The organism is Nocardia sp. NPDC004604 (assembly GCF_040609795.1).
Taxonomy (GTDB): domain Bacteria; phylum Actinomycetota; class Actinomycetes; order Mycobacteriales; family Mycobacteriaceae; genus Nocardia.
This window is the reverse complement of the sequence record NZ_JBEXLC010000028.1, coordinates 45,012-71,592: the sequence shown is the minus strand read 5'-3', so window position 1 is coordinate 71,592 and position 26,581 is coordinate 45,012. Positions and strand designations below refer to the sequence as shown.

Below are 26,581 nucleotides of genomic sequence, written 5' to 3'. Positions count from 1 at the left end.
AAATATTTACGCCATCAAGTAATACTTCACCTTGAGTGACTTCATAACTTGGGTGACCCATAATTGCAGAAGATAATGTTGATTTACCTGTACCAGCGCGAGGTCGATGCCGGCGGCGACGCCTGCGGAGGTCCAGCGGTTGCGATCGTGGACGTAGATGCGATCGGGTTCGACGGTGACGCGCGGATAGCTGCGAGCCATGAGATCCGTATTCCACCAGTGGGTGGTCGCTCGGTACCCGTCGAGCAACCCTGCGGAGGCCAGCAGCAGCGCGCCTGCGCACACCGAGGTCACTCGCCGGGATTTGCGTGCCAGCGCGGGCAATTCGCGGACCACCTCCGCCGACACCGGCCCGGAGACCCAGCCGCCGACGACCACCAGCGTGTCGATCCCCTCCTCGGACGCGGCCAGATCCTGCAGCGAATGCTCGATCCCGAGCGTCAGCGCGCCGTCGACCTTGATCGAGCGGCCCTGCGGCGAGGCCGTCACCAGCCGGTACAGCTCCTGCCCGGCGAGGGCGTTAGCGAAGCCGAAAACGTCCATCGGCCCGGCCAATTCGACCAGTTGCATACCCTCATAGGCGACGAAGACGATGGTGCGCGGCTCGGGCATTCCGCCATCATCGCAGTTGGGGCCGGTGGCCGCCACGGTCAGTTGCTGACCGAGGCGGCCGTCGGACTCCTCCACCGCCGCATCCCCTGGCGATCCGGAGCCCCACTCGGCCTCCCACACCGGCTCGCGCAGCGGGGGTATCGCCACGCGAACCGGCGATCGTGGAGCCCACCCGAGCTGTGCCATCAGCCGCCGATCGCGACCCCGGCGCCCTTGCCGCGCACCGCGTATGGGTCCGTGCTCTTGCCGCGCGTCGCAGGCCCGTCGCCGCTCTTGCCGCGCGCCGCGTGCTGTTCGAGGAATGGGATGAGCACTGCGGCAACACGATCCGGGAACTGGGCGTGCGGATAGTGTCCGCCGTCGTCGACCAGCACGACTCGGCCGAGCCCGTCGTGCATGGCGGCCACGATCGCGTTTCCCTCAGCTTCGGGCGAGACGTAATCCGGGTCCTGCGTACCCATGATCACGAGTGCGGGGCAGTGGACTTCGGGCAGGTGAGCCTCGGCATCCGCCGGGGTCGTCTGACCGGTCTTCATGAATTCCGCGAAGCGCCCGGGCCGCCCCAGGATCTCCCCCAGCCCGGCGATGTATTCGTCGTAATCGGCAGGCTTGGTCGGGTACGCCACGTCCAGATACCGGCGCCACCAGGTGAACGTCTTGAACATCTGCGTCGCCATCAGCCGCAGCCCGCCGCGCCGGTATCGCGGGACCGTGAACAGCGCACCGACACTCACACTCTGGGTCAGCGTGAACGGGTTGATCTCGACGATCCCCGTCACCAACTCCGGAGCCTGCGCCGCAGCGATGGTCGCCGACCCGCCGGACAGCGAATGCCCGACGATCACCGCCGGACCACCGAAATGCCCTATGACACCGAGCAAGTCGTGAGCCACATCAGTGCGGCTGATGGCGGCCTTCCCGGTCACCGACGGCCAATCCAGGCTGGACTCCCCATGCCCGCGCATATCCACATTCACCACCCGATACCCCGCGGCGACCAGCGGCCCGACGAGATGCCGGAAATCCTGCCGCCACGTCCCCATCCCGTGCGCCAGCACCACCAGCGGCCCTGCGCCGGCCACATCACAGGCGATCCGTCCGTCCGCGAGTGTCACGAATTCAGTCATTGTCGTTTCCCTTCCAGCGATCTCGGTCGTACCTTCGACCTGCTCGAATTGAACGCCGAGAAAGCCACCCCGACCGATACCAAAGGCCGAATCGGTCAGCCGCTGGGCCGATTTCGTCAGTCGATGATCCGGATTCGCTGGGGACCGAGTGCCGTTGCAGTACTAAGCGTGCACGCACCCGGCGACATCGACTGCGTCGCAACATAAGACGCCATAGATTCCTCTATGTTCCCGGGAATCGGGGCGTTGAGCGGGACACGAGCCCAACGTGACTGCTACCGCTGTACACCGAACGGGGAGGCCCCACCGGATACATACCCCCGGAGCCTCCCCGTTCAACCACTACAACACGGGGTAAGACGAGCACCAGAGCAGAATCGCGCCCCTGCGGGCATCCTCGCGGGCCGGCGGACTTGGCACCGGACGGGCGAGCCTCGGCGCCACAGTGGCCATCGTCGGCGCGGGCCGGGTTTTCGCCGCCGAGACGCTTCCGGTCCGCACCGCGAGTCCGGCCATGAACATTCGACGGGGCACGTGATCGGATGCTGAGTTGGCCAGGGCTGCTGGGTATTTCCCGTCCGAGCATGGACTTGCCTGTCGCTGATGTCGTGCGTACGCAATGCCGTCGCTGCGCGTAAAGGTGTCCAAATCAAGATCTTTGTAGGGCGGCGCAGTTGCTACGCCGGGGGATGTGACACCAACTTGGCCCCAAACCTGCTGGTCTGCTATCGATTTCGAACTCACTGCCGTTCGCAGACAGGCACGATGGGCGTACTGCCGAATCGACGGAAGGCGTCATCTCCGTTCTGCAGGACGCCTCTGATATCGGTCCTCAGCAGTTGAGTTCGCGCGGTCTTCACACGCAAAGAGATGATCTAAGCGTATGAAAGAGTACGTGGGCCGTAAGCTTGACAAGTATCAATTCGGCTGATGAGAGATGGGCAATGGCTGGGACTGGGGAGCACATCGCGGCGTTGGTGCGCAGCCACGCGGCAGGTGACGACTCGTCGTTTTATGCTGTTGCACTGCAGCTCGCGGCTGGGGAAGCGCGTCAGGGCCATCGTCGCGTTGCCGACGACATCAAGAAGACTATCGATGACTCGCGCAGGTCGCCTCTGCGGAGCAACGTTACCAAGCCGGCGCAACCTCGGGGTGACCTCGCCGAGTTGGTCGCGGTGTCCCATCCTGAGGTCACGATGCGCGATCTGGTCGCGCCTCCCACCTTGTCGGACCAGCTGAACCACCTGCTCGCCGAGCAGCGCCAACGAAAAACCCTCCTCGGTCACGGCTTCACACCGACCCACCGGCTGCTCCTTGTCGGGCCGCCTGGTACCGGAAAGACCATGACAGCAGCTGTTTTGGCTCGTGAGCTAGGACTGCCGTTGTTCACGGTTCGCCTGGATAGCCTGATGAGCAAGTTTATGGGAGAGACGGCGGCCAAATTGCGTACAGTGTTCGACGCAGCCATCGAGCGTCGCGGCGTATACCTGTTCGACGAATTCGACGCGTTGGGGGCGATCGAGCTGGTAACGACGTGGGCGAGGCCCGCAGAATCCTGAACTCGTTCCTGGTGTTCCTGGAAAGCGCCAGCCCGGACAGTTTGGTAATCGCGGCCACCAATCATCGCTCGATTCTTGATCGTGCACTATTCCGACGGTTTGACGCTGTGCTGTCCTACGAGTCGCCGGATGCGCCCCAGGCGAGGGCAGTCATGCGGGCACGGCTGGGCTCGTTGGGAAAAGGAATACGTTGGCAGGCCGTGGTTAAACACGCTGACGGCCTGAGCCACGCCGATTTGGTGAAAGCCGCCGAGTCTGCGGCGAAGACGGTATTGCTACGTGGTGATTCACAAGTGACCGCTGATGATCTGATAGCCGCTTTGAACGGCCGCAGAAAGGCAAGTTTTGGCTGACGAGCTGAGACACCTCACCCACCTGCTTGTCACCGAACGAGCGACGGATGAGCCCGTCAGCCGAGGCGGCGGTGGCAACCCGAAGATCAGGCCTGTCGAGCGGCGTGCACATGGCATCGCATTACGCGATGAACTCGAGTTGGTGTTCGACGACAACGATCAGGAGCGGTCCCAGGCCAGTGTCTCGATCGATGAGCTGAAGGCGCACGGGACGTTCGTGACGCTGGAGGGCGCGGGCGCACTGTATCCGATAGACCTGGACAGGCTGCAGCGCAGGACAACGCACCGAAAGTCGCCCAAGCTACCGAAATGGCTGCTTATGTCGGTTCGTCCGGCAGCGGGGGACGTGCCGGAGCAGGCCGTCGTATGGGTGTCGGATACCTACCGCGCCGCATTCCTCAAGCTGTTCGAGGACTACCTAGCCAACGCACAGGACAAACCGAATCCGCCCAACAACGGACTCATTGCCAACATAGCCCGGATTCGCGGTGCGGTACTTGCGGACCTGTGGCAGTCAGCTGGCGAACCGCCCACAGATGGGCTGCAGTGGTGGGAGCTGTGGCTCGACAGGACAGAGACAGCTGTTGAACTGCTGCATTCCTTCGCCGACAGACTCGGAATCCGGGTCCGTGACCGTGTGATGGTGTTCTCGGACCGAATTGTGATGTGGGTCGAAGCATCCTGGGCGGCGCTGCAAAGCCTTCCGTTCACCAGCGTTCCGGTCGCGGAGATTCGTCGGCCCGAGTTCATCGACAGCATCGAGGACCTCACCACCGAAGAGCAAAGCGAGTACGTGCAGGATCTAGCAGATCGGGTGCAGCACGCCGACGAGTCTGCGCCCGCGGTGTGCCATCTCGACACCGGTGTCCTGCGCGGGCACGTGCTCCTTGCCGACTCGCTGAGCGAATCCGACCTACACGATGCCATCGGGACGTCCGGGCTCGATGTCCGTGGACACGGCACCTCAATGGCTGGCCTCGGCCTTTACGGTCGCCTGGATGACCTACTGATTAGCAATGGACCCGTGCGTTTGTCGCACCGTTTGGAGTCGGTGCGAATGATCCCAGGACCGTATGAACCCGATACAGATCCACAGGACTACGGCACGCTGACCGTTCTCGCTATGGGGCTACCCGAAGCAACCAGTCAGCGGCGCCGTGTCTACTGCATGCCGATCTCGACCGTCGCGGACCGGCCAGGCGAACCGACACTTTGGTCGGCGTCGATCGACGCCTTGGCGGCCGGTGTCGATGTGGTGCGCAATGGAGATCAACTTCAGTTGCTGTCTGCTCCGGACCCAGAAACCGCTCGGCTGATGTTGCTGTCCGCCGGCAACGCCGAACTCAACGCTGAAGCCGATCACGACTATCTTGCCGCTGCGGATCTCGCTGTAGTCGACGACCCTGCTCAGGCTTGGAACGCACTCGTAGTCGGCGCCTTCACTGATCTTGTCACTCCACCTGAGCATCCCCAGTACAGCGGATGGTGGGTGGTGGCTGATCGAGGTCAGCTTTCACCTCATAGCCGAACATCGGTGCAATTCGGGTCCAAGTGGCCGATTCGTCCTGACATCTGTATGGAGGGCGGCAATGTCCTCATCGACGGCCAGCAGATGCTGGAGGATCGCCATCCGTCGCTGACCCTGCGACCACTGGCCTGCAGAGCGATGTTGCACTCAACTCAGCCAACGCCACGAGCGCGGCGACTGCCCAGGCAGCGCGGCTTGCAGCTATTGCCGTCAGCGAATATCCGGCCTACTGGCCGGAGACCATCCGGGGCCTACTTGTGCATGCTGCCGAGTGGACTCCTGCGATGCGTGCCGAGATCGATGCCAAGAATGGCAAGAAGACTGAACAAAGTAACCTGCTGCGCCGTTACGGCTGGGGAGTTCCTGCCGAGGACAGCGTGCTTCGCTCCTCCAGGCAATCGGTCACGATGGTCAGTCAGGACGAATTCGTGCCATTCGTAGGCAAGGATTACGCCATGCCTCGGCTTCGTATGCACTCATTGCCGTGGCCGACGGATGTGCTCGACGACATCTGCAACAGCAAGGTGACTCTTCGAATCACCTTGTCCTACTTCATCGAGCCTTCACCGGCCAAACGTGGTTGGCGCCAACGATATTCCTACGCCTCTCATGGGCTCCGGTTTGAGCTGCAGGGCCCCTCGGAATCCGAACGGCAACTTCTTGCCCGCATCAACCGCGACAATCTTGAGGCTAATGCGGAAGCAGCAGATTGGTTGGTCGGACCACGACAGCGCGACAGCGGCTCGCTTCATCAAGACGAATGGACCACAACCGGGCACAAGCTCGCGAACTGCCACACGATCGTCGTCTACCCCGTCGGCGGATGGTGGAAGAAGAACGCACGCAAGGATCGCATGGACCTACCCGTGCGCTACTCACTGCTCGTCTCCCTCCGTACCGAGGAGGAAGGTGTCGACCTGTACACGCCGATCGCCACGCAAATTGTGACTCCCGTACCAGTCGAGATCGCCGGACAGTAAGCGGACGCCAACATCTCTGGATGGGCTCTCTGCAACGCACAACTGTGGGATCAGCTAGCTGGGTTCCGAAATATCTTGCGCGCCACCAAACTGTATCGCCCAGGCAGCCGCTGAACACCGGCGCACGCGATGTGCCGGGGTGGACGGAAATAGTCCGTCTACCTGGAGGTTTGAATTGCCGACTCCTCGTCCGTGTGTGCGTCGTGACTGCACGGTGGTGTGGCAGGTCCCGATCCGCATCGTCCGTGATGGGCGTGTGGTGCAGAGCTCGAAATCGTTTCCGATATTGGAGACTGCGATCAGGTGGGCGCAGCTGGTCGACCAGCTCGGTGTCGCGGATGCGGTGGCGTTGCTGGACTTTCAGCGCGCAGCACCGCGGCGCCGGCGACGGTGACCGACTGGTTGCACACCTACGTCGACCATCTTACCGGTATCGAGCCGTACACCAAACGTAAGTACCGCGCCTACAGGTCAGATGCGAAAAATGTTGCGACGCTAGGGGTTCACAAGTTGTTGTCGACGCCTACCGGGGGCAGGTTTTCCGCAGCGCTGGGATTGCCCGCATGCATTGGGATCACGGCGTTCGGCAAGTGAGTTCGTTTCTCGGAGGTTCACCGGTCCCGCGCGGGACACGCTGACCGGATTGCTCGGTGGCCGCTGTTGCCAGACGTGGGCAGTGCAACGCGGCGCCCAAATCAGGGGGAGGGCATACACTGCGGCCGAACGGTCTGCAAACGGAGGTGGCGAACGCTCGAAACCTCGCAAACCGGTCCATGTAAGGCCTGGCGGCGGCCAGGAGAAGGAGAGTCCGCAGTGAATTTTCAATCGATTTTGTCGCTGATCCTCAGCGCCGGAAGCAGTGTTCTGTCCCTCGGCAGCAGCATACTTTGACCGTGACGATCCGACCCCGATAAATGCGCCGATCCACACAGGTCCGACGGCCGGAGGTCCATCGAATGACCTGCTCGCGCATCTGTGCCGGACGGGAAGCACTTCCCACGGCGCGGCTGCCCGCCGCGGTCGGATCGCTCGTGTGCGGCTGCCGCCGAACCTGAAGATCGGGGAGTCGGCAGCCGCGGCGACACATGGTGGCCTGCACAGGCCACGGACTGTCGGTCAGTCTGGGCGGTCAGTGCGCCCGTCCGGGATACTGCGCGGCTGCCGCGGCAGGAGGTGTTGTTCCCTTCATCCGCGTGGCCGTGGGGGCGGGCTCTCATCCACTAACCGGTAGTAGCTGCTCGTCGGTGTTTCCAGCAATGCCCGCAGGAAACGGGTTCCCCCGCGGGGGCCGATTCGCTCGGGTAGGTCATAGACATTGATGCCGCGGTCGTACCAGTGTTGCGCGACCAAGCACCCACTGGGGTCGGTGACGTTGAGTGTCGCCGTGCCCGCGGCGGTCAACCGGAACTCCGCGACTTTGCGTGGTCGCCCGGAACCGACGTCATAGACCACGACCACGGTCGGGCCGGACTCATCCATCACGGTCACCTCCAGAAATGATGCGCTGCGTGGTTACAGCCTCTCGCGCCCTACCTCGCCCGGAAGCAGGCGAATGCACACCGGGGGCGACAGCGTCTATCGTCCGCCCCTCGCCAGCCTGCGCGCACCGGTCGAACCCGCGGTAGCACGGCTGGCGACTTGGCGGATGATCAGTGGACAGGCAGGCTGCGCCCACCCATCGACATATTCGCCACCAGGCTGCACGCGGATCGTCTTGTTCAGCACATCATGAATCAGCCACGAAGAATGCTGACTCATCCACTGACCCGCCTGTCCACAGCGTCCGGCAAAGACTCTCACCGACCGTGTCAAGCCGCAGCGGCGATAGGAGGGGGTTGTCAGCTTCGGCCAGGTAGGGCTTCAGCTTCGGCGTCGGGGCTGGACAGTGCCTCGGTGGCCTTCTCGTGAGGGTGTCACGGAGCGGCATTACATCGTCTCGCCGGAGCAGGCGCCGGACTCATCGGCCGTGCTGGAGCTGGGACTGGGCACTGTCAGGTGACGGATATTGTTGGTGCTGAATTCTTGGTGTTTCTTTGGTGGTGGTCCGATGTTGCGGACTAACCCGACCTCAAAAAAGGTCTTGACCTGGTAAATGTGGTGCGCCCGAAGGGATTCGAACCCCTAACCTTCTGATCCGTAGTCAGATGCTCTATCCGTTGAGCTACGGGCGCATGCCTGTGTTCAGTTATATGACCCGGCGAACCGGGGTGTGGCGGAGGCGAGAGGATTTGAACCTCCGGTCCCCGTGAAGGGACAACTCATTAGCAGTGAGTCCCATTCGGCCGCTCTGGCACGCCTCCTGGAGCCTTCTCTTCGAGGGCACCGGTTCCTTTCCGAACCGCCGAACAGGAAGGTTACAGTAGCCGACGTCCAGATCGCAAAACGCCAGGTAATCACCGAAGATTGCTGTCGAACCAGTCGAAGATCCGGGTCTGGGAATCGGTGAGATCGTAGTCTTCGTCGCCGCCGGATCGGTCGGCGCGGCGGTACAGGCCCGGGTAGGTCACGACCAGGCTGGCGACCGCGGCGCGGGCGGCGGCATCGCGGAGTTGGTCGACTTGCTGGGGCGGGGTGTCCGGATCGTCGGCGCCGAAGAGGCCGAGCCAGGGCGCCTGTAGGTTCGGGGCCGCACGGATGAGGGCGTCGGCTTCATCGGTGAGCGGTTCCATGATGCCGGGGGCGGCGACGCTGACCGCGGCGCCGACGGGGCGGTTGGTTGCGACCAGGAATGCCGCGGTGCCCGCGTGGTCGAAGCCGAGCACGCCGATGCAGTCCGGGAAGACGCCGCGGCGGGTGAGCCAGTCGAAACAGGCGTCGAAATCGTCGAACAGGTCGTCGCCGAATACCTCGTGCGCGGGTTCGCCGTTCGCACGATGGAACAGATTGGGCGCGACCACCGTCCAGCCCTCGGTCGCCAAGGTTTTCATGAGGTCCAGCAATGGACCGGTGAACTCCCGCGACTCGTGCAGCACCACGATGCCACCGCGCGCGTTGCCCTCCGGCTCGGCCACCGTGATGGGCACCTGGGTGTCGGCGGTCCGGCGCTGGTCTTCGGTCGATGGTTGTGCTTCCGCACCGGAAATGATGTCGTCGCGACTACGTAGCGGCGCAATATCGTCGTAAATGCCCGACATGGAACCAGGGTAGGTGGATCTGCTGATCTTCGCGAGAAATTGCACGTGAGCGGCCCTGACGCCCAGAATTTCCGGTACCCGGCATATGGTTGAAGCGTGACAGCGCATATCCGGCCGGACCTCGATTCGATCCCGGCGTACGTCCCCGGCCGCAACCATCCAGGCGCGGTCAAGCTCGCCAGCAACGAGACCACCTTCGGTCCGCTGCCGGCCGCCGCGAAGGCCATTGCCGAGGCCGCCGAACTGGCGAACCGCTATCCGGATAATCAGGTCACCGAACTGCGCGCGGCCATTGCGGACTTTCTCGGCGTCTCTTCGGCGAACGTCGCGGTCGGCTGCGGTAGCGTCGCGCTGTGTCAGGAGTTGGTGCAGATCACCTGTGCTGCGCCGACCGACGAGGTGCTCTTCGCCTGGCGCTCGTTCGAGGCCTATCCGATCGTCACCCAGGTCGGCAATGCGACCGCTGTGCGGGTGCCGCTCACCCCGGAGCATGTGCACGATCTGGATGCGATGGCCGCCGCGGTCACCGAGCGCACCAAGCTGATCTTCGTCTGCAATCCGAACAACCCGACCGGCACCGCGGTCGGTGAGGCCGAGCTGGTGCGCTTCCTGGACGCGATTCCGGAGCATGTGCTGATCGTGTTGGACGAGGCGTATTTCGAGTACATGCGGCTCGCCCCCGAGCGGTTTCCGAATGGCGTGGAGCTCGGTCGTAATCGGCCCAATGTCGTTGTGCTGCGGACCTTCTCCAAGGCCTACGGTCTGGCCGGACTGCGCGCGGGCTACGCGGTCGGCGATCCGGCCGTGATCACGGCGCTGATGAAGGTGCACATCCCGTTCAGTGTGAACCGGGTCGCGCAGGCCGCCGCGATCGCATCCCTGGAGGCGCGGCACGAACTACTCGATCGCACCGACAGCCTCGTCATCGAACGCGATCGGGTGCGCGATGCGCTGCTCGCGGCGGGCTATGCGGTGCCGCCCAGCGAGTCGAACTTCCTGTGGCTGCCGCTGGGTGCGCGCAGCGCCGAATACGGCGAGGCGAGCGCGGAGGCGGGGGTGCTGGTGCGGCCGTATGCCACCGACGGCGTGCGGGTGACCACCGGTGACGCGCACGAGAACGAGCAGTTCCTGCGGTTCGCGACCGATCCGGATGTGTTGGCGCGCTTCGGAATCGGCTAGCCGGGACGCTTCGAACCCGAACGCCTCAGACGCCCAGCTCGCCTCAGACGCCCAGCGCCCGCGCGATCGTCGGCCACGACTGGCCCAGTTCGTCGGCCCAGTACGGCCACGAGTGGGTACCAGTCGCTCGGAAGGTGGCGGTCACCGGAATCCCGAGTGCGGTGAGCCGATCGGTCAGCCTGCGGGTGCAGAGATTGGTGGCGGCCTCGAGCGGACCGCCGAAACCGACGGTGCTGACCACATCCGGGTTGTCCAGGGTGTCGTATCGGCCGGGCAGGCCGCTGCCGACCGACAGATAGATCGCCTTGCCGCGCAACGCTTCCGCGTGCAGCAGCACGTCGTGGTCGAGCCAAGCGGGATCGTGCTGATCGCCGAACATATTGTCCGGCGTGCCGCCATAGGTCGCCACTACCGCGCGGGCCTGCGCCTGTCCGAGATCGGTGCCCATGGAGAAGCAGCCACTGTGCCCGGCCACCGCCGTGTACAGCTTCGGCTGCCGGATGGCCAGCATCATCGCGGCCTCGGCGCCCATCGAAACGCCCATGACGGCATTGTTTCCGTTGCCGTTGAACTTCGCGTCGATGAGCGGCGGGAGTTCGCGCGTCAGGAAGGTCTCCCACATATTGGTGCCGAGCACCGGATCCGGGCGCTTCCAGTCGGTATAGAAACTGGCCGGGCCGCCGACCGTCAGCACCACATTGACGTCTTTGTCCTCGAAGAATCGGTCGGCGTGTCCGAGTGTGGTCCAGTTATTGCTCTCCGCCTCGGCGCTACGCCCGTCGAGCATGTACACGGTGGGCCGCGGATGCGTCTGATCGCGCGGGAGCAGCACCTGCACCTCGACGGCCCGGCGCATCGCGGGCGAGTTCACCCACACCCGCAGCCACCGGTCGTTGATGGGCACGATGTGATCGATCGAGGGCGGCGGCACATTGGGGATAGTCGGCGCCGCGGGATCCGGACTGTCCGCCGATCCGGTATTGGGCCGGGGGCCATCGGGAGCGGCTAGTCCGTATGGCGCCCCGAACACCGCCGCACCGGAAATCAGTGCGACACTCACGATTGCGCTGGAGACCCAACGCCGCACCTCGCGCCGAGACAGCATGCCGACCATCCTGCCAGAGATGCGAAGGCGAGCCTCCCAGCGATGGAATCACCGGTGAATATGTGATTCGGGCCACCGCTGTGGGCTACTGTGCGGCGAGGTCATGCTGCCAGCGGCGTTCCGCTCTTGTGAAGCGCTACCGCCTCGCCGCGATCGCCCAGGTCGCCACGAACAGCCCGGCGGCAATGTAACCGAGATCACTCGGATCTGAATTCTCGATCCACGCGAATATCCCGGACTCGCCGCAGAATTCATGGGATTCGCTGATCTAGGCCGGGTGCCCGCCCCGGGCCGATCGCCTGGTGCGGGCGCACGTGCGTCTGTGGCTGCACGCCACCGGCGCCACGCCTTTGACGCCGACCACATTGCCGCGATCGAAAACACCACCCGAAAGTTGATCCGGCGCCTTTCCGATCGTTGTCCGCCTGCTGAATCCGACGTCCCTGCTGGCCATTCGGCGAGCCGTCCGCCGGATGCAGCACGGCGACTTCGATGCGGCGCAACTCGAGCGTGAACCGGACAGCCGCGGCATGCCGAACCCGGCGCTCACGCCGGTGCATCCTGCACGCCGTGCTGGCCCGGTACCGCGAACAACAGCAGCGTCCCGCAGCCGATGGCATGAAGCGCCAGCATGGTCGCCGCCATACCGACAAGGCTGGGCAGCAGCCGACCTCGCTGTTGGGCGAACCGATCGAATAGCCATACTGCGGCAGCAACATACAGGTCGGTCGGGTTTGGCTGGATCGGTAGACAGCTCCCTGTGTCGGCAGATTCCGAACAGGCAATACGTCGAATTCAGGCACACGGCCAGCACACCGGTCCTACGCTTCTACACGGGCCTTTTCGGGTGTCGATGGGGACGAGCATGATCGTTGACAGCAAACATCAGCAGGCAGGTCATGCTGCTGTGTGCGCGGACGGCAACCCGACAGCCTGCTCGACGCCGATACATGATCGGCCCTTGGCTTTCGGAGGTCCCGCAACGTCGGGGCTAACTCGTGGACCGCCCGTCTGGCCCGGTGTAACTGCGCTCCGCGCGCGAAATTCTCTGCTCGATCAATGCCTGTCTGTGTTGCCGCAGTACCTGATGTCCGACCGGAGAAATACCGTGAACCAAGCGCTACCTGTCGTGTCGCTCGAACGCACCCCTGACACAAAGCCTTTCGGCCTAGATCTGAAGCGGCGGATGCGGGAATGCGACGAGTTCTTCCGATTACCCGAACTCGCGCACCTGTCCCCGCAACGCCGCCGCAGCGCGTTGGAACAGCTCCAACAAACCGGCAGCTACGTGCAGACCGCCGAGGAGATCCTCATCGGCGCCAAGCTCGCTTGGCGCAACCACGCCCGCTGCGTCGGGCGAAAACATTGGCGATCACTGAAATTGCTCGACGCACGGCGGGTGCGCTCGGCCCGCGACCTCGCCGAGGTCTGCTGGCAGCACTTGCATATGGCGACCAATGGCGGCGCCATCCAATCGATGATCACCGTCGGACCACCGCGCCAGGCCGACGGCCGTGAATTCCGCATTGTCAGCTCACAACTCATCCGCTACGCCGGATACCGCAATGGTGACGGCACTGTGACCGGCGATGCCGCCAATATCGCGATCACCGAACTCGCCGTGAAACTCGGTTGGCGCGGCGCGGGCACCCCCTTCGACGTCCTGCCGGTGCTGATCAGCACCCCGGACGAGCCGATCCGCTGGTTCGATGTCCCGCCCGAGTTGGCCCGTGAGGTCGAGTTGGAACATCCCGAATTCGACTGGTTCGCCGGACTCGGACTGAAATGGCATGCATTGCCCGCGGTTTCGAATATGAACCTGGAGGTCGGCGGCATCACCTACCCGTTCGCGCCGTTCAACGGCTGGTATCTGGGCGCCGAGATCGGCGCACGCAACCTCAGCGACACCACCCGCTACAACATGCTGCCGCTCATCGCCGAAATGATGTGCCTGGACACCAGGACCGAACGCTCACTGTGGCGCGACCGGGCACTGGTGGAACTGAATCGTGCGGTGTTGCACAGCTTTCGGAAGTCGGGGGTGTACATCGTCGACCATCACACCGTTGCCAAACAGTTCTGCGACCACGTCAACCGCGAGCAGGCCGCGGGCCGGAAATGTCCGACGGACTGGAGCTGGGTCAATCCGCCGATCTCATCCGGTCTGACCCCGACCTTCCACCGCTATTACGACGAACCCGAACCGGATCTGCGGCCCAACTTCGTGCGGCGGGATTTCGACGGCGAGGACGGAATCTGATCTCCGTTTGCCAGCGGCAGTGCTCTCTCGCGGCGTTCGAAGCGGCGCGTGCTTCACGGACGTTTTCCGGTGGCCGGACGATCGTGACGAAAGTCTGACATGGCGGCCCGGTTGCGCGAAAAGTTGCGGGTCTGGCAGCAGAATCGGGTTCATGACCTTGGAAAACCGTGGTTTGGGCCGGGAATTGCGGCTGTGCTCGGGGTGGCGTTGATATGCGGGTGCTTTTGACCGGGGCCGCCGGGTTCATCGGGGCGCGAGTGCATCGGGAGTTGGCCGATGCGGGGCATGATGTGGTCGCCGTCGACATGATGCTGCCGGCCGCACACGGAGTCGGCGCCCGAGCGCCGGAGCATGTGCGGGTGCTCGATGTGCGTGATCCGGATGCGTTGGATTCGGTATTGCGCGGGGTTGATGTGGTGTGTCATCAGGCGGCGGTGGTCGGGGCCGGGGTCAGTGCGCAGGATGCGCCCGCCTATGCGAGCCATAACGACCTCGGGACGGCGGTTCTGCTGGCGGCGATGGATCGGGCCGGATGTCGGCGGTTGGTGCTGGCTTCGTCGATGGTGGTCTATGGGGAGGGACGGTATCGGGGCGTGCGGCCCGGGGCGGTCGAGGTCGGAGTGCGCAGGCGGGGGGATCTCGAGAAGGGGATGTACGAGCATCGGGATCCGGATTCGGATGCGGTGCTGAGTTGGGCGGCGGTGCCCGAGAACGCGCCGCTGCGCCCGCGCAGTCTTTATGCGGCGGCGAAGGTGGCGCAGGAGCACTATGCGGCCGCGTGGGCCGCGGTGACCGATTCCGGAGTGACCGCGCTGCGCTATCACAATGTCTACGGCCCCGATATGCCGAGGGATACACCGTATTCCGGTGTCGCGGCGATATTCCGGTCCGCACTGGAGTCGGGAAAACCGCCGCAGGTATTCGAGGATGGCAGGCAGGCACGGGATTTCGTCCATGTCAGCGATATCGCGGCGGCGAATCTCGCGGCGGTCGAATATCCGCACACCGGGTTCCTGCCGCTCAATATCGCCTCGGGACGGCCGATCACCATCGGCGCGGTCGCCACTGCCCTCGCCGCGGCTCGCGGCGGGCCGGAACCGGAGATCACCGGACGCTACCGGCCCGGCGATGTGCGCCACATTGTCGCCAGTCCCGAACAGGCGCAACGCATTCTGGGATTCACCGCGCAGGTGGATCCGCTCGACGGCCTGGCCGAATTCGCCTTCGCACCGTTGCGCGCGGTCGCCGGGGCGGGTGCGCCGCTGATGTGACTCAGTTTCCGCTGAGGGGCAGCCGAACCTCGAAGCGGCAGCCCTGGTCGCGGTTCTCGGCGGTGATATCGCCGTGGTGGGCTTCGACCAGTCCGGCCGCGATTGCGAGGCCCATACCGCTGCCGGAGGACACGCCGTCGGAGGCGACGGGGGAGCGGGCGGCGGTGCCGCGGTAGGCGACCTCGAAGATGCGCGGCAGGTCGGCCTCGGCAATACCCGGTCCGGTGTCGTCGACCCGCGCCCAGGCCTGGCCATCGGCGGTGCCAGCGGAGATCGCGACCTGGCCGCCGGGCGGGGTGTGGGCAATGGCATTGGAGACGAGGTTGGTCAGTACCCGGCCGAGGGCGCGGTCGCTGGCCGCGACGACGATTTCGGAGTCGGGTTGTTCGGCGCGCAGCAGGACCTTGGCGCGTTCGGCGTTCGGGCGATTGGCGGCGAGCACTTCATCGATCAGTTCGCGCAGATCGACCGGCTCCAGTTCCAATCGCAATGCGCCCGCATTGATCTTCGACATCTCGAACAGATCGTCGACCATGACCGAGAGCCGATCCGTCTCGCGCACGATCTGTTCGGCATAGCGCGCCACATCGGCGGTGCCGGTGAGCACGCCGTCCGCAAGCCCCTCGGCCATCGCGCGAATGCCCGCCAGCGGGGTCCGCAGATCGTGACTCACCCAGGCGACGAGTTCGCGGCGGGAGCGTTCGGCCATCCGTTCCTGTTCGCGGATCTGCTTCTCCCAGACAGTTTTTCGGGCCTGTTCCCGCCCGAGCAGCAGGGCGGCGGGTACGGTGACCGCCGCGACCACCGCGAGTACGACGGCGGTGCGCTCCAGTTCGTCGGTGAACATCAACCCGCTGACCCCGATGACGCCCGCCAGCGTGGACAGGGTCGGGATCAGCACCAGCACCGCCATGCTGGTGGTCATGGAACGATTGCTGGTGGCGCGCAGGATCACCGCGCCGACGGCGACGATCGGGAGCGAACAGGCCAGCGCGTAGGCAATCAGTTGGACGGTGTCTTCAGGCACTGGATTCTCCATTCCGGCCCCAGATGTAGCCGCGACCCCACACCGTCTCGATCCGGTGCCGGTCGCCGAGTTTCGCGCGTAACCGCTTGATATGCACAGTGACGGTGGACAAATCGCCGAAATCCCAACCCCACACCTTGGCCAGCAATTCCTCGCGGCTGAACACCTGGTGTGGATGGCGCAGCAGGAAGACGAGCAGATCGTATTCGCGCGCGGTCAGATCCACCGGCACGCCGTCCACCAGCGCCGACTGCGAATCCGGCCGCACCTCGACGGCACCGTCGCGCAGCACCTCCGTGCCCGGCTGCCGAATCGCCTGCGAACGCCGCAGTACCGAGGCGACGCGCAGCGCAAGTTCGCGGGCGCTGAACGGTTTGGTGACATAGTCGTCGGCGCCCGCCTCCAGGCCGAGCACCCGATCGTCCTCGTCGCCGAGCGCGGTGAGCAGGATGATCGGAGTGTCCGGCCGCGGCCCCGAGCGCACCGCGCGGCAGATCTCGATGCCGTCGGGGGCGGGCATCATGACATCGAGGACGGCCAGTTCGACGGGGTCGCCGGTGGGGTCGGTGAGTTGGGCCATGGTCGATGGGCCGTCCGCGGTCTCCACGACGGTCAGCCCGTCACGTTCGAGATAGCGCCGCACCACATCACGGACCAATGGGTCGTCGTCGGCGATCAGAATGCTCATGGCTTACCAATTCGTCAGGATCGTGTGGGCGAGTACCAGGGTGCCGAGCGCTTGGACGAACAGCCAGACTCGGACGGTGGACCGCGGCAGAAACGCGGTCGCGGCCATGAGCCAGATGTCGAACGGCAGCCAGATGCGCTCGGTCTCCGCCTTGCTCAGGCCACTGAGGTCTGCCACCAATATCGCGCACAAACCCGCCGCCACCAAGAGCGCGGTCGGATCGCGTGGTTTGCGCGGGTGCGATAGCGTGCCCGGCAGCCCGGCGGCGGTGGCCAGGCCGACCACACAGACGGTGGCGGCGAGGTTCGCCCACACCCAGTACCCATAGGGACGCTCGGCGGCGATGCCCTGGTAGTAGCGCTCGACCACCAGGTGATATCCGTCGAGCCACCAGAAACCGGCCGCGGTGAAGGCCGCCACGACGAGCAGCGCGCCGAGTAGCGCGGGCAGCAGCGGTCGGGCGGTTCGGCCCGCGATCAGCACCGCGACGGCCGGTACGGCCATGATCACGAGGCCGTAGCTGAGATAGATTCCCAGGCCGAAGAGCACACCGGAAGCTACGGCGATCCACCGGCGTCGCGGCTGCCCGACCGCGATGGCGAGCAGCGCGACCGCCCACGCCGTCACACCGGCGAACACCGCATCGGCGGAGACCGCGATCCATACCGCGGCCGGCGCTATCGTCAAGAACGGCAGAGCCTTTCGGGCCCGATCCTCGGCGCCGAGCGTGCGCAGCGTGACCGCGACCGCGACAATCGCGCTCGATCCGATGAGCAGGCAGGCCAGCCCGGCCCAGCCTCCGCCGCCCAGGCCGATGCGATCGAGCAGTACGAAGAACAGCAGTGCGCCGGGCGGATGCCCGGACACGTGGGTGGTCCACGAATCCGGTTGGAAATCCAGGATGCGGCCGGAGAAGCCGCGCAGCATCGCCGGGATATCGCGGACACCGGGCACCTCGTGCAGATACTCGTGCGAGGTGGTGAGCCGTCCCGCGAATCCACGCTGCCAGCCGTCGATCATGGCCAAGGCGAATGCCCAGGTCACGGAGGTTAGCCAGGACAGGGTCAGCAGGCGACGCCAGGGCAGCCGCCCGGCCAGCACGGGACCGAAACGGATGATCAGTATCGCGATGGCGATGGCCGGTACCGAACCCCAGCCGACGTGCGTCAACCAGTCGCCGAAGAGCGGGGCTGCGCCCGCGTAGAGCTTGCTCCGCCAGTGTTCGCTGGAAATTCGCGGAATAAGGAATGCTGCTAATACAAGCGCAGCGCCGATGCCCGCGCCCACCAGTTCGCTCGGTACCCGGCCACGTGGGCGCGCCACGGCCTCCGTCACGTCATGCACGAACCTCACGATAGGACGGCAGCGCCCGAAAAAGCGGTGCTCGAGCGGTTCCGGGCTTTGATGTCACTGTTTCGTCAGGAGTTTCGCCGCATCGATTCGGCCCTGCTTGGCTTAGCGTCGAAACCATGACCGAGACCTTCCACAACCCGGACGGCGTGACCGTGGTCATCCCGTGCCGAGACGAAGCTGAAGCGTTGCCAGCCGTGCTCGCCGCGATTCCGGCGGGATTCCATGCGCTGGTGGTGGACAACGGCTCGACCGATGCGACGGCCGAGGTCGCGCGCCGGTGCGGTGCTGCCGTGGTATCCGAGGCGCGGCCCGGGTACGGGGCCGCGGTGCAGGCCGGAATCGCCTCCGCCGGTACGGATTTGATCGCCTTTCTGGACGGCGACGGATCGATGGATCCGGGTGAGCTGGCGCCCCTGGTCGACTTGGTGCGTGCGGGTGCGGATCTCGCGGTCGGCCGGCGTAAGCCGGTGCGCCGGGGCGTGTGGCCGTGGCATGCGCGACTGGGCAATCTCGTCATCGCCGGGCGACTGCGCCGCCGCTACGGGCTGCCCGTGCACGATATCGGTGCCATGCGGGTGGCCCGTCGAACCGCGCTGCTCTCCCTCGGCCCGCTGCACAGCCGCTCCGGCTATCCACTGCACCTGCTGATCGGTGCGGCGGGTGCGGGCTGGCGCGTGGTCGAGCGCGATATCGCGTATCGACCACGGGCAGGCGGTGTTTCGAAGGTCTCCGGATCGTGGCTCGGCACCCTGCGTGCCACCCGGGACTTCCTGGCGGTGCTGCGATGAATTACCGCCGCCCGTCGCCCGTGGCAGCGACACTGCTCGTGCTGGCCAAGGCCCCGATTCCCGGACTCGCCAAAACGCGGCTGACACCGCCGCTTTCGCCGCGCGACGCGGCCCGGGTCGCCGCGGCATCGCTGCTGGACACCTTGGCATCGATGTCGCGCAGTCCCGTCGCGCACCATATCGTCGCGTTCACCGGGGCGCTCGCCGACGCCGAATACGCCGATGAAGTGGCAAGGGCGTTGACCGATTTCGAGGTCATTCCGCAGCGCGGCGCATCCTTCGGCGAGCGCCTGGCCAATGCCCACGCCGATGCCGCGCGGCACGGACTGCCGGTACTGCAGATCGGCATGGACACACCGCAGATCGGTTCGGACGTACTGACCTGGGCCGCTCGCGAGCTGGTCCTGCGCGGTGACGCACTGCTCGGCCCCGCCGATGACGGCGGCTGGTGGGCGCTCGGGCTGCCGACGCCGCGGGCGGCTCGCACGTTGGTCGAGGTGCCCATGTCGACCGACCGGACCGGCGAACTCACCCGAGATGCCATGCTGCGCTGCGATCTTCAGGTGCGTGCCCTGCCGCGCTACAACGATGTCGATACCTTTGCCGACGCCCTGGAGGTGGCCGCCGCATCCGATGGCCGGTTCGCCCGGCTGGTCCAGCAACTGCACCGCTCCCTACTGGCATCCCGATGAGCGGCATCGATATCTTCGATCTCGCGCTGACGGGCGAGGACTGCTGGGTGCGCGATACCGATGGCCGACGCCACCGGCTGCGGACCCGGCGCTGGCTGGGTTTCGACGCTGCCGACAGCCGCGCCGATACCGCGCTGACCTGCTGCTGCGACGGACCGACGGTGGACCTGGGATGCGGCCCGGGACGGCTGGTAACGGCACTGCTGCGGCGCGGCGTCATCGCACTCGGGGTCGACATCTCGCCGATGGCCGTCGCGGCCACCAGATTTCGTGGTGCACCGGCATTGCGGCGCGATCTGTTCGAACCGCTGCCCGGGTCCGGCCGCTGGTCCTACGCGATTCTGGCGGACGGCAATATCGGCATCGGTGGCGATCCGGTGCGCATACTGACCCGCGCGGGTGAACTGCTCGCCCGCGATGGCATCGCGGTTGTCGAATTCGCCCGCCCCGGCACCGGTGTGGTGTCGCATCCGATTCGGCTGGAGACGAGAACCCGAGTGGGGGAATGGTTTCCGTGGGCGCGCGTGGGTGTGGATTGCGCGGAGGACCTGGCCGTGGCGGCGGGATTTCGGGTGCTGGCAGCCATGGAGGTGTCCGGTAGGTACATCGGGTGGCTGCGTTGGGGCGGGCATTCGATGTATACGGCGAGCAATCGGTGGGCGTCATGACGAATACACGCGGTGCGATGCTCCGAACCAGTGCGTTGGCCCGCCTGGCACACCGTCTCGCGACTGTGCTGCGGCCGTCGCGAGTTCGCGCGAACGCAGGTATTGCGACCGGTGCGGGGGCACAAGCGATGCGCCCGACATCCGCACGTGGCCCCGAGGTCGCGAGTCGGGTGGGCAGCGCGCTCGGCACCGCGATCCTGGTCTGCTTCCTGACCGGTCTATTGAGTCACTGGATCCAGCATCCGCCGAGCTGGTTCTGGTGGCCCGCCCATCCCGTCTGGCTGTACCGGGTCACCCAGGGCACCCATGTGATCACCGGGGTCGCCGCCATCCCACTGCTGCTGGTGAAGCTGTGGGCGGTGTACCCCAGGCTGTTCCGGCGTCCGATCATCGGTTCGCCATTGCGAATGCTCGAACGCGGTTCCATCGCCCTGCTCGTCGGCGCGACGATCTTCCAACTGTCGACCGGCCTGATCAATATCGCCCAGTACTACCCGTGGAAATTCTTCTTTCCCACCGCGCATTACGCCATGGCCTATATCGCCGTGGGCGCACTCGCGGTGCATGTGGCGGTCAAACTGCCCGTTATCCGCGACGCACTGCAACGCCCGCTGACCGACCCCGAAGTCGAATCGGGCGCCGGGACTCCAGGGCCGGAGACCACACCCCATATCTCGCGGCGCGCAGTGCTGACCGGTGCGGGTCTTGCCGCCGTTGCCGCAGGTTTGGCCGTTGCGGGACAGACCGTCCCCTTCCTCCGCTGGGCCGCCGTGCTCGCGCCGCGCAGTGGGCATGGGCCGCAAGGGGTTCCGGTCAATCGATCGGCCGCGGCGGCGGGCGTCGGTGATCGGGCCCGCGATGCCGGGTACCGGCTGACGGTCACGGTGGGCGATCGGAAGCGCCAGTTCACCCGGGACGAACTGCTATCGCTGCCGCAGACTCGGGCCAGCCTGCCGATCGCCTGCGTCGAGGGCTGGAGTGCGAGTGCCGACTGGTCCGGTGTTCGCCTGCTGGACCTGCTCGCAGCGGTCGGTAACTATCCCGGCGGGGATGTGCGATTCCGCTCTCTGGAGCAGACCGGTATCTACGGCAGTTCCGTGCTCCCACAACGTCATGTCGTCGATGCGAGCACGTTGGTCGCGCTGGCCGTCAATGGCGAAACCCTCGACCTCGATCACGGCTACCCCTGCCGCCTCATCGCCCCCAACCGACCCGGTGTCCTGCAAACCAAATGGCTGTCCGAAATCGAGGTCCTGTCATGACGACGGTCCGCATCCTGCTGCTCGTCGTCGGCCTGTGGTTCGGCTGGTACGGCATCAGCGCGCTATTCGATCTGCCGCCCACCGATCTCGCCTCCGCCGCAATCTGGTTCGCGGGCGGCATTCTGCTGCACGACGCGGTCTTCGCCCCGGTCTGCGCCGCCTTCGGATTGACCGCGCGCCGCCTGCTCCCACCCACTTGGTGGGCGGTCACCGCCTGCGGTGCCATCTGCTCGGTGGCCCTCGTGCTGATCGCCCTTCCGGTGCTGGACCGTCGCAATGCCATGTCGAGCAATCCGACCGTGCTGGACCGCGACTATGCCCTCGGCCTGACGGTCGCCCTGCTCCTCGTTTGGTCCCTGGTCGGCATTGCCCACGCCGTGCGGTACTGGTCCGGCCGACGGCATGCCCGCATCCGGAGAGGGGGCCTTCGGTCTCCACGAGCGGCGAAGACCGGACCGTAGCGGGTGCGCTTCACTTGCGCGGCAGGACGAGCGACGGACCGCAGTGGAGTCGAGTCCGTCGCAGGGACGCGCTCCGTCGCAGGCTCGTTTCCAGGACGCCAGAATCGGGACGGACCGTCGGATTGCCCGACGAGCCAGACGAGCACGGCAGAGGCCGATCCGGTGACGGTGTTGTCGGCAGTGCCGCTGCTGACGCGCTAACGCGCTGAGCGCCCAGGCTCATTTCCAAGAGGGAAGTACCGGGAGCGCTCCGCTCAGATCGGCCCCGTCGGATCGCCCGAGGAGCCAGGCGAGCACATCGGAGGCGGAGCCCGTGATGGTGTGATCAGGGGCCCCCGTGCCGATGGTGGCAGTGAAATCGGTATCGGTGGTGTGCACTTCGAACGCCGGTGCCGGGTCGGATCCGGCGGCATTGGCTTTGGTCAGATCCGCGGTGGCGCGGGGCAGCAGACGGGCGACGAATTCGCTCGGCCAGTCGGCAGGTTGGTAATCGGCGCCCAGGTCGACATGGTGGATCTCCACCTCCTGCAACCGCATCCAGATGACCTCGGTCGCCGGAATGGGCCTGCCCTGCCGGGTGCGCACCGTTGCCGTCCAAGCCTCCGCGGGCGTGGTCTGGGCCAGCGCGAGCCAGCGGTTCGCCGCGGCTTCGTTATCGGCCAACTGCTCGGCGAGCGGCCGCGGCGCACCCGCTTCGATATCCGCGTCCCGAAGGAACATGCTTGCGTACTGCGGAGTTTCGATACCGGTGCGGGCCCACAGCAATAGATTGACCAGACTGTCGGCATTGCGCGCCAGATGCGCCAGCACATGCCCCCGGCTCCAACCGGGCAGCAGCGAGGGCACGCTCACATCGTCTTCGAGACCACGAACCGTTTCGAACAGCCGTGCCGTGGCCTCGGCAACGGTCTCGAGCTGAACCGTGGTCTCTGCAGCGTCGCTGGTCACCCGTCCGACCCTAGCGATTCACCCCCGACCCCGCCCGAGAAACCGCGTCACGGGGCCGTGATGTGCTGCACCCAGGCCGCACAGTTCGAAATCGTGCTGTGCGTCCTCGCGGGAGCCGGGCACCGGCGCTATTCGCCGACGATCGCGTCGGCCTCGATCTCCACCAGCAGTGCGGGGGTGATCAACGCCTTGATCTCGTACATCGACGCGGCCGGCCGGATATCGCCGAATACTTCGGCGTGTGCCTTGGCGACCTCGGGCCAGCGCGAGATATCGGTGACGAAGATCCGGGTCCGAACGACATCGGCCAGACTCGCACCGGCGTCGGTGAGTGCGGAGGCGATGCGGCGCAGGGTTTCCCTGGTCTGTTCGCCGATATCGGCGCCGCCGACCGCATTGCCGCCGGGCAGCGAGGCGGTGGTGCCGCTCACCACGACCGTATTGCCGACGCGGACCGCCCGCGAGTAGCCGACGATGTCCTCGAACTCCGAGCCCGATGCGATATTCACACGATCACCCATGGCGACAGCATGACATCAACTGGTCATTCGGCCGTAGGGCTTTTGTCGGATGTACAAGGTAGGCAGACACGGTGAAAGCGCACACCCGTATTACCGCCGTCGCCGTCCTCGCCATCGGCGTGCTGGCCGCAGGCTGCTCGTCCTCGGACGGTAAGGCCGATTTCACCGTGGCCAAGGATCAGCCGCTGGTGATCTCCCTCGACGATCTGCTGGCCGCCACGGGTAGCAGCGCCGCCGTGACAATCGCCGATCCGGAACACGGCACGCTGACCCGCCGCCTCGACGGCGCACTCGTCTACCAGCCGAAGGCGGGCTACACCGGTACCGACGAACTGAAGGTCGGCACCACCGACGCGGTTCGCCTGTACACCACCGATATTCCGCCGCTCGGCGAATTCGGCGGCACAACCGTGCAGGCCAGCGGTTACGGCTCCGCGTGGACGCCGGTCCCCGGCGCACCGGGCGAGTTCTACGGCCTCACCGACCGCGGCCCCAATGTGGACGGCCCCGGCAAGAACGAGAAGCTGACGCCGACTCCGGGTTTCGTGCCCAAGATCGGCCGGTTCAAACTGGTCGGCAATCGCGCGGTGCTGCAATCCACCATCGAGTTGCACACCGCCAACGGCACCCCGTTCAACGGGCAGGTCGATACCGCGGCCAGCACCGGCGAGACCATCAAGGACCTCGCCGGAAATGTGCTGCCGCCCACCGATCACGGCCTCGACCCCGAGGGGCTGGTCGCCCTGGCCGACGGCACCTTCTGGGTCTCCGACGAATACGGCCCGTTCCTGGTGCATTTCGACGCCAAGGGTGCCGAACTCGAACGCCTCGGTCCGGGATCCGGTCTGCCCAAGGAACTTTCACTGCGCACCCCGAACCAGGGCATGGAGGGGCTGACCATCACCCCGGACGGCGGCACCCTCGTCGGCGTGGTGCAGAGCGGTCTGAAAACCCCCGACCTGGACGGTTCGGCCAAGGATGTGCCGATGACGCGCATCGTGACCGTCGACCTGAAGACCAGGGCGGTCAAGGAATTCGTGCTCCCGCTGCAGGATCCGAAGAGCACCAAGGTCGCCGACTCCGAGATCACCGCGCTCAGCGCCACCACCTTCCTGGTCGACGAGCGCGACGGCAACCTGCCCCCGAAGGCCGATAAGAAGCTGTGGACCGTCGATATCTCCGGCGCCACCGATGTCGGCCCGGAGTCGAAGGTCACGGGCGCGCACTACGATCCGGAACGCGGCGGGCTCCAGATCGCTGGCAAGCCGCTGGAGACGCTGGTCGGCACGGTCTCGACGAATGACGGCGTCGCGGCATTGCGGAAGGCGGGCATCACTCCCGTCGCCAAGACCGCGAACCTGGACTTCATCGGGCTGATCACCGGCCTGAACGCGGACGGCAAGTTCTACGGCCACGACAAGATCGAGGGCGTCGCCACTCTGGACGGCGGTAAGACCCTCTACATCGCCAACGACAGCGATTTCGGCCTCGCCGCCAGCAAGGGTGAGCAGCCGCCCTTCGGCCTGAAGCCCAAAACGCTGCCCAACGGTCTGCAGGACTCCGGCGAAATCCTCGAGATCGACACCACCAAACTGCCCGCGAAGGTCGACTCACACACCGTACGGATCAAGGTCGGCTAACCGGGAACACCTTCGACCCATTCGCGGCCTTCCAGAATCACCGCCGCCGCCAACGTGATCAACCACAGCGACATCGATCCGACCTGGATCCGCTGGGCGATCCCGAGCGCGTAATTGCCGGTCAGGTTGTCGGCGACCAGCATCCAGATGGTCGCCGCCGACCCGATCACCAGCACCACCAGACCGACCTCGCGCAGGATCCGCCAGCGGTGATAGCGGAAGGCGGCCAGGCTGAAAGCGAAGGTCGCGATGGCGATCGCGGTAACCGCGATGGTGCTGGTCAGTGCGTGCGGCTGATGTAACTGCGGGAACAGTTCGCTGCCACCGCCGCCGCATTCGGCGTTGTTCTCCGGGGTGCAATCGCGCAGCGGCAGCAGTACGTCGCCGACGGTCGCGGCGCCGAAGCAGAACAGCGCGATCCAGCCGATGGTGGTGAATCTGCGGCGCGGAAATAACAGCAGCCCGGCGATCGCCGCTGGCATCAGCAGCAGGCCGACGATCTTGTCGGCGGTGGCGAATACTTCGCGGTGCGGTTTGCCCTCGGCATCGAGTTCACTGAGGAACGAGTTCACCGGATCGACATCGATCTTCAGTACGAACTCGAGCAACCAGGAGGAATAGCAGAATCCGGCGATCGCGATCGCCGCCGCGATCAGCCCGCAGGCCACCAGGACGTGTCGTTCGGCGATCCTCCGGCGATCAATCACTGGACCATTCTCCGCCTCCTCGCTGGTCCGGTGTTCAACAGTAGGTCAGTGTGTCCTAACCGACAGCTCTTTCGCACACCTCATTACCAACCCGGGCACAGCGTTCTGTCAGGTCCGTTCGTGATGCTGGACATACCTAAGGAGGTTCCCATGATCGGATTCGCGACGGCCGTCGCCGGGTTGATGGTGCTGGCGGTAATGGCGGTGTCGGGCTACCTGGCCGCGCACGCACCGCGCACGCTGGTGCGGGTACCGCAGCGCCGCTAGCGACTGCTTGCCGGTGTCAGTTGGCCCGCTCGGCCAGCTTGGCCTGGACCCGGTCCGCCGCCGCGGCCGCGTCCTCGTGTTCCCATACCCGCACCACCTGCCACCCCGCCGCGGCCAGCGCCGCATCGGTGGCCCGGTCACGGGCGACATTGCCGCTCAACTTGTCCGCCCACCACTGCGAGTTGTGCTTCGGATCGGTCGCGTGCTGCGGACAGCGATGCCAGAAACACCCGTCGACATAGACCGCGACCCGCAGCCGGGGAAATACCAGATCCGCGCGCCGTCGCTGCCCGCGCAGCGGCGCGCGGTCGACGAAATAGCGCAAGCCGCGCCGGTGCAGTTCCCGGCGCAGCGCGAGTTCGGGGCCGGTTCCGGTGCGCCGCTGGCGGGCCATCCGGGCACTCGTCGCGGCATCGGTCGGTGGCCGCCGATTCGTACTCATGACCGTCCG

21 protein-coding genes, 2 tRNA genes and 5 pseudogenes are annotated in these 26,581 nt (G+C 65.6%); 13 read left to right on the top strand and 15 right to left on the bottom strand.

The window, feature by feature from the left end; translation table 11 throughout:
* The 3 genes and pseudogenes from sufC to ABZW16_RS13315 form a co-directional block, all read right to left on the bottom strand.
* Positions 1-94, bottom strand: a pseudogene (gene sufC / locus ABZW16_RS13325) (Fe-S cluster assembly ATPase SufC); the annotation flags it as partial.
* A gap of 50 nt (positions 95-144) precedes the next feature.
* A pseudogene (locus tag ABZW16_RS13320) lies at positions 145-543 on the bottom strand (DJ-1/PfpI family protein); the annotation flags it as partial.
* Positions 544-797: 254 nt separating this feature from the next.
* A complete protein-coding gene (locus ABZW16_RS13315) occupies positions 798-1,739 on the bottom strand; it encodes an alpha/beta hydrolase (protein WP_354955426.1) in 942 nt (313 codons plus the stop codon).
* Positions 1,740-2,683: 944 nt separating this feature from the next.
* On the opposite strand from ABZW16_RS13315, the pseudogene ABZW16_RS13310 reads away from it, so the two are divergent.
* The 4 genes and pseudogenes from ABZW16_RS13310 (at position 2,684) to ABZW16_RS13295 (ending at position 6,159) form a co-directional block, all read left to right on the top strand.
* Positions 2,684-3,651: pseudogene (locus ABZW16_RS13310) on the top strand (AAA family ATPase).
* Between the two features lie 319 nt (positions 3,652-3,970).
* A pseudogene (locus ABZW16_RS13305) lies at positions 3,971-5,200 on the top strand (S8 family peptidase); the annotation flags it as partial.
* Between the two features lie 23 nt (positions 5,201-5,223).
* Positions 5,224-5,478 (top strand): annotated as a pseudogene (locus tag ABZW16_RS13300) (S8 family serine peptidase); the annotation flags it as partial.
* A gap of 108 nt (positions 5,479-5,586) precedes the next feature.
* Positions 5,587-6,159: a hypothetical protein gene (locus ABZW16_RS13295; protein ID WP_354955424.1), complete on the top strand. Its 573-nt coding sequence runs from the start codon at positions 5,587-5,589 to the stop codon at positions 6,157-6,159.
* Between the two features lie 1,185 nt (positions 6,160-7,344).
* On the opposite strand, the gene ABZW16_RS13290 is transcribed toward ABZW16_RS13295, so the two are convergent.
* The 4 genes from ABZW16_RS13290 to ABZW16_RS13275 all read right to left on the bottom strand — a co-directional run bounded on the left by ABZW16_RS13290 (position 7,345) and on the right by ABZW16_RS13275 (position 9,293).
* Entirely contained in the window at positions 7,345-7,638 is a 294-nt protein-coding gene (locus tag ABZW16_RS13290) for a hypothetical protein (protein ID WP_354955422.1), read from the bottom strand.
* A 616-nt stretch (positions 7,639-8,254) separates the two neighbouring features.
* Positions 8,255-8,330, bottom strand: a tRNA-Arg gene (locus ABZW16_RS13285).
* Positions 8,331-8,369: 39 nt separating this feature from the next.
* Positions 8,370-8,459 (bottom strand) — tRNA-Ser (locus tag ABZW16_RS13280).
* Between the two features lie 93 nt (positions 8,460-8,552).
* Positions 8,553-9,293 (bottom strand): dienelactone hydrolase family protein, encoded by a 741-nt coding sequence (locus tag ABZW16_RS13275; protein ID WP_354955420.1) that lies wholly within the window; start codon positions 9,291-9,293, stop codon positions 8,553-8,555.
* 96 nt (positions 9,294-9,389) lie between these two features.
* On the opposite strand from ABZW16_RS13275, the gene hisC reads away from it, so the two are divergent.
* The gene (hisC, locus tag ABZW16_RS13270) at positions 9,390-10,472 is read left to right on the top strand and encodes a histidinol-phosphate transaminase (RefSeq protein WP_354955418.1); all 1,083 of its coding nucleotides are present in this window, start codon (positions 9,390-9,392) and stop codon (positions 10,470-10,472) included.
* A 43-nt stretch (positions 10,473-10,515) separates the two neighbouring features.
* On the opposite strand, the gene ABZW16_RS13265 is transcribed toward hisC, so the two are convergent.
* Positions 10,516-11,577 carry an alpha/beta hydrolase family protein gene (locus ABZW16_RS13265; protein ID WP_354955416.1) on the bottom strand — a complete coding sequence of 354 codons (1,062 nt, stop codon included), beginning with the start codon at positions 11,575-11,577 and terminating at the stop codon, positions 10,516-10,518.
* A 1,186-nt stretch (positions 11,578-12,763) separates the two neighbouring features.
* Here ABZW16_RS13265 and ABZW16_RS13260 point away from each other — a divergent pair.
* Both ABZW16_RS13260 and ABZW16_RS13255 read left to right on the top strand, forming a co-directional pair.
* Entirely contained in the window at positions 12,764-13,837 is a 1,074-nt protein-coding gene (locus ABZW16_RS13260) for a nitric oxide synthase oxygenase (RefSeq protein ID WP_354955414.1), read from the top strand.
* A gap of 212 nt (positions 13,838-14,049) precedes the next feature.
* Positions 14,050-15,108 carry an NAD-dependent epimerase/dehydratase family protein gene (locus tag ABZW16_RS13255; RefSeq protein WP_354955412.1) on the top strand — a complete coding sequence of 353 codons (1,059 nt, stop codon included), beginning with the start codon at positions 14,050-14,052 and terminating at the stop codon, positions 15,106-15,108.
* Position 15,109: 1 nt separating this feature from the next.
* On the opposite strand, the gene ABZW16_RS13250 is transcribed toward ABZW16_RS13255, so the two are convergent.
* From ABZW16_RS13250 to ABZW16_RS13240, 3 genes are read right to left on the bottom strand one after another with little or no spacing between them, the layout of a single operon-like run.
* Positions 15,110-16,135 (bottom strand): HAMP domain-containing sensor histidine kinase, encoded by a 1,026-nt coding sequence (locus tag ABZW16_RS13250; protein ID WP_354955410.1) that lies wholly within the window; start codon positions 16,133-16,135, stop codon positions 15,110-15,112.
* A complete protein-coding gene (locus ABZW16_RS13245) occupies positions 16,128-16,823 on the bottom strand; it encodes a response regulator transcription factor (protein WP_354955408.1) in 696 nt (231 codons plus the stop codon). Before ABZW16_RS13245 ends, ABZW16_RS13250 begins: the two co-directional genes overlap by 8 nt.
* A 3-nt stretch (positions 16,824-16,826) precedes the next feature.
* On the bottom strand, positions 16,827-18,158 hold the full coding sequence (locus ABZW16_RS13240) for a hypothetical protein (protein ID WP_354955438.1): 1,332 nt from the start codon (positions 18,156-18,158) through the stop codon (positions 16,827-16,829).
* 134 nt (positions 18,159-18,292) lie between these two features.
* Between ABZW16_RS13240 and ABZW16_RS13235 the strand changes: the two genes are divergently transcribed.
* From ABZW16_RS13235 to ABZW16_RS13215, 5 genes are all read left to right on the top strand, one after another.
* Complete coding sequence (locus tag ABZW16_RS13235) at positions 18,293-18,964, top strand: glycosyltransferase family 2 protein (RefSeq protein WP_354955406.1); 672 nt, start codon at positions 18,293-18,295, stop codon at positions 18,962-18,964.
* The gene (locus ABZW16_RS13230) at positions 18,961-19,656 is read left to right on the top strand and encodes a DUF2064 domain-containing protein (protein WP_354955404.1); all 696 of its coding nucleotides are present in this window, start codon (positions 18,961-18,963) and stop codon (positions 19,654-19,656) included. Before ABZW16_RS13235 ends, ABZW16_RS13230 begins: the two co-directional genes overlap by 4 nt.
* Complete coding sequence (locus ABZW16_RS13225; protein ID WP_354955402.1) at positions 19,653-20,324, top strand: class I SAM-dependent methyltransferase; 672 nt, start codon at positions 19,653-19,655, stop codon at positions 20,322-20,324. Before ABZW16_RS13230 ends, ABZW16_RS13225 begins: the two co-directional genes overlap by 4 nt.
* Before the next feature lie 128 nt (positions 20,325-20,452).
* Positions 20,453-21,586: a molybdopterin-dependent oxidoreductase gene (locus tag ABZW16_RS13220; RefSeq protein ID WP_354955436.1), complete on the top strand. Its 1,134-nt coding sequence runs from the start codon at positions 20,453-20,455 to the stop codon at positions 21,584-21,586.
* Positions 21,583-22,047 carry a hypothetical protein gene (locus ABZW16_RS13215; RefSeq protein WP_354955400.1) on the top strand — a complete coding sequence of 155 codons (465 nt, stop codon included), beginning with the start codon at positions 21,583-21,585 and terminating at the stop codon, positions 22,045-22,047. Before ABZW16_RS13220 ends, ABZW16_RS13215 begins: the two co-directional genes overlap by 4 nt.
* Positions 22,048-22,266: 219 nt before the next feature.
* On the opposite strand, the gene ABZW16_RS13210 is transcribed toward ABZW16_RS13215, so the two are convergent.
* The gene (locus tag ABZW16_RS13210) at positions 22,267-22,995 is read right to left on the bottom strand and encodes a maleylpyruvate isomerase family mycothiol-dependent enzyme (RefSeq protein WP_354955398.1); all 729 of its coding nucleotides are present in this window, start codon (positions 22,993-22,995) and stop codon (positions 22,267-22,269) included.
* Positions 22,996-23,123: 128 nt separating this feature from the next.
* Positions 23,124-23,516 carry a RidA family protein gene (locus ABZW16_RS13205; RefSeq protein WP_354955396.1) on the bottom strand — a complete coding sequence of 131 codons (393 nt, stop codon included), beginning with the start codon at positions 23,514-23,516 and terminating at the stop codon, positions 23,124-23,126.
* Positions 23,517-23,587: 71 nt separating this feature from the next.
* Between ABZW16_RS13205 and ABZW16_RS13200 the strand changes: the two genes are divergently transcribed.
* On the top strand, positions 23,588-25,156 hold the full coding sequence (locus ABZW16_RS13200) for an esterase-like activity of phytase family protein (RefSeq protein WP_354955394.1): 1,569 nt from the start codon (positions 23,588-23,590) through the stop codon (positions 25,154-25,156).
* On the opposite strand, the gene ABZW16_RS13195 is transcribed toward ABZW16_RS13200, so the two are convergent.
* Positions 25,153-25,863: a DUF998 domain-containing protein gene (locus ABZW16_RS13195; protein ID WP_354955392.1), complete on the bottom strand. Its 711-nt coding sequence runs from the start codon at positions 25,861-25,863 to the stop codon at positions 25,153-25,155. The genes ABZW16_RS13200 and ABZW16_RS13195 overlap by 4 nt on opposite strands.
* Positions 25,864-26,146: 283 nt before the next feature.
* Positions 26,147-26,572, bottom strand: coding sequence for a DNA mismatch endonuclease Vsr (vsr, locus tag ABZW16_RS13190; RefSeq protein WP_354955390.1), 426 nt, complete (start codon positions 26,570-26,572; stop codon positions 26,147-26,149).
* Between the last annotated feature and the right edge of the window lie 9 nt (positions 26,573-26,581).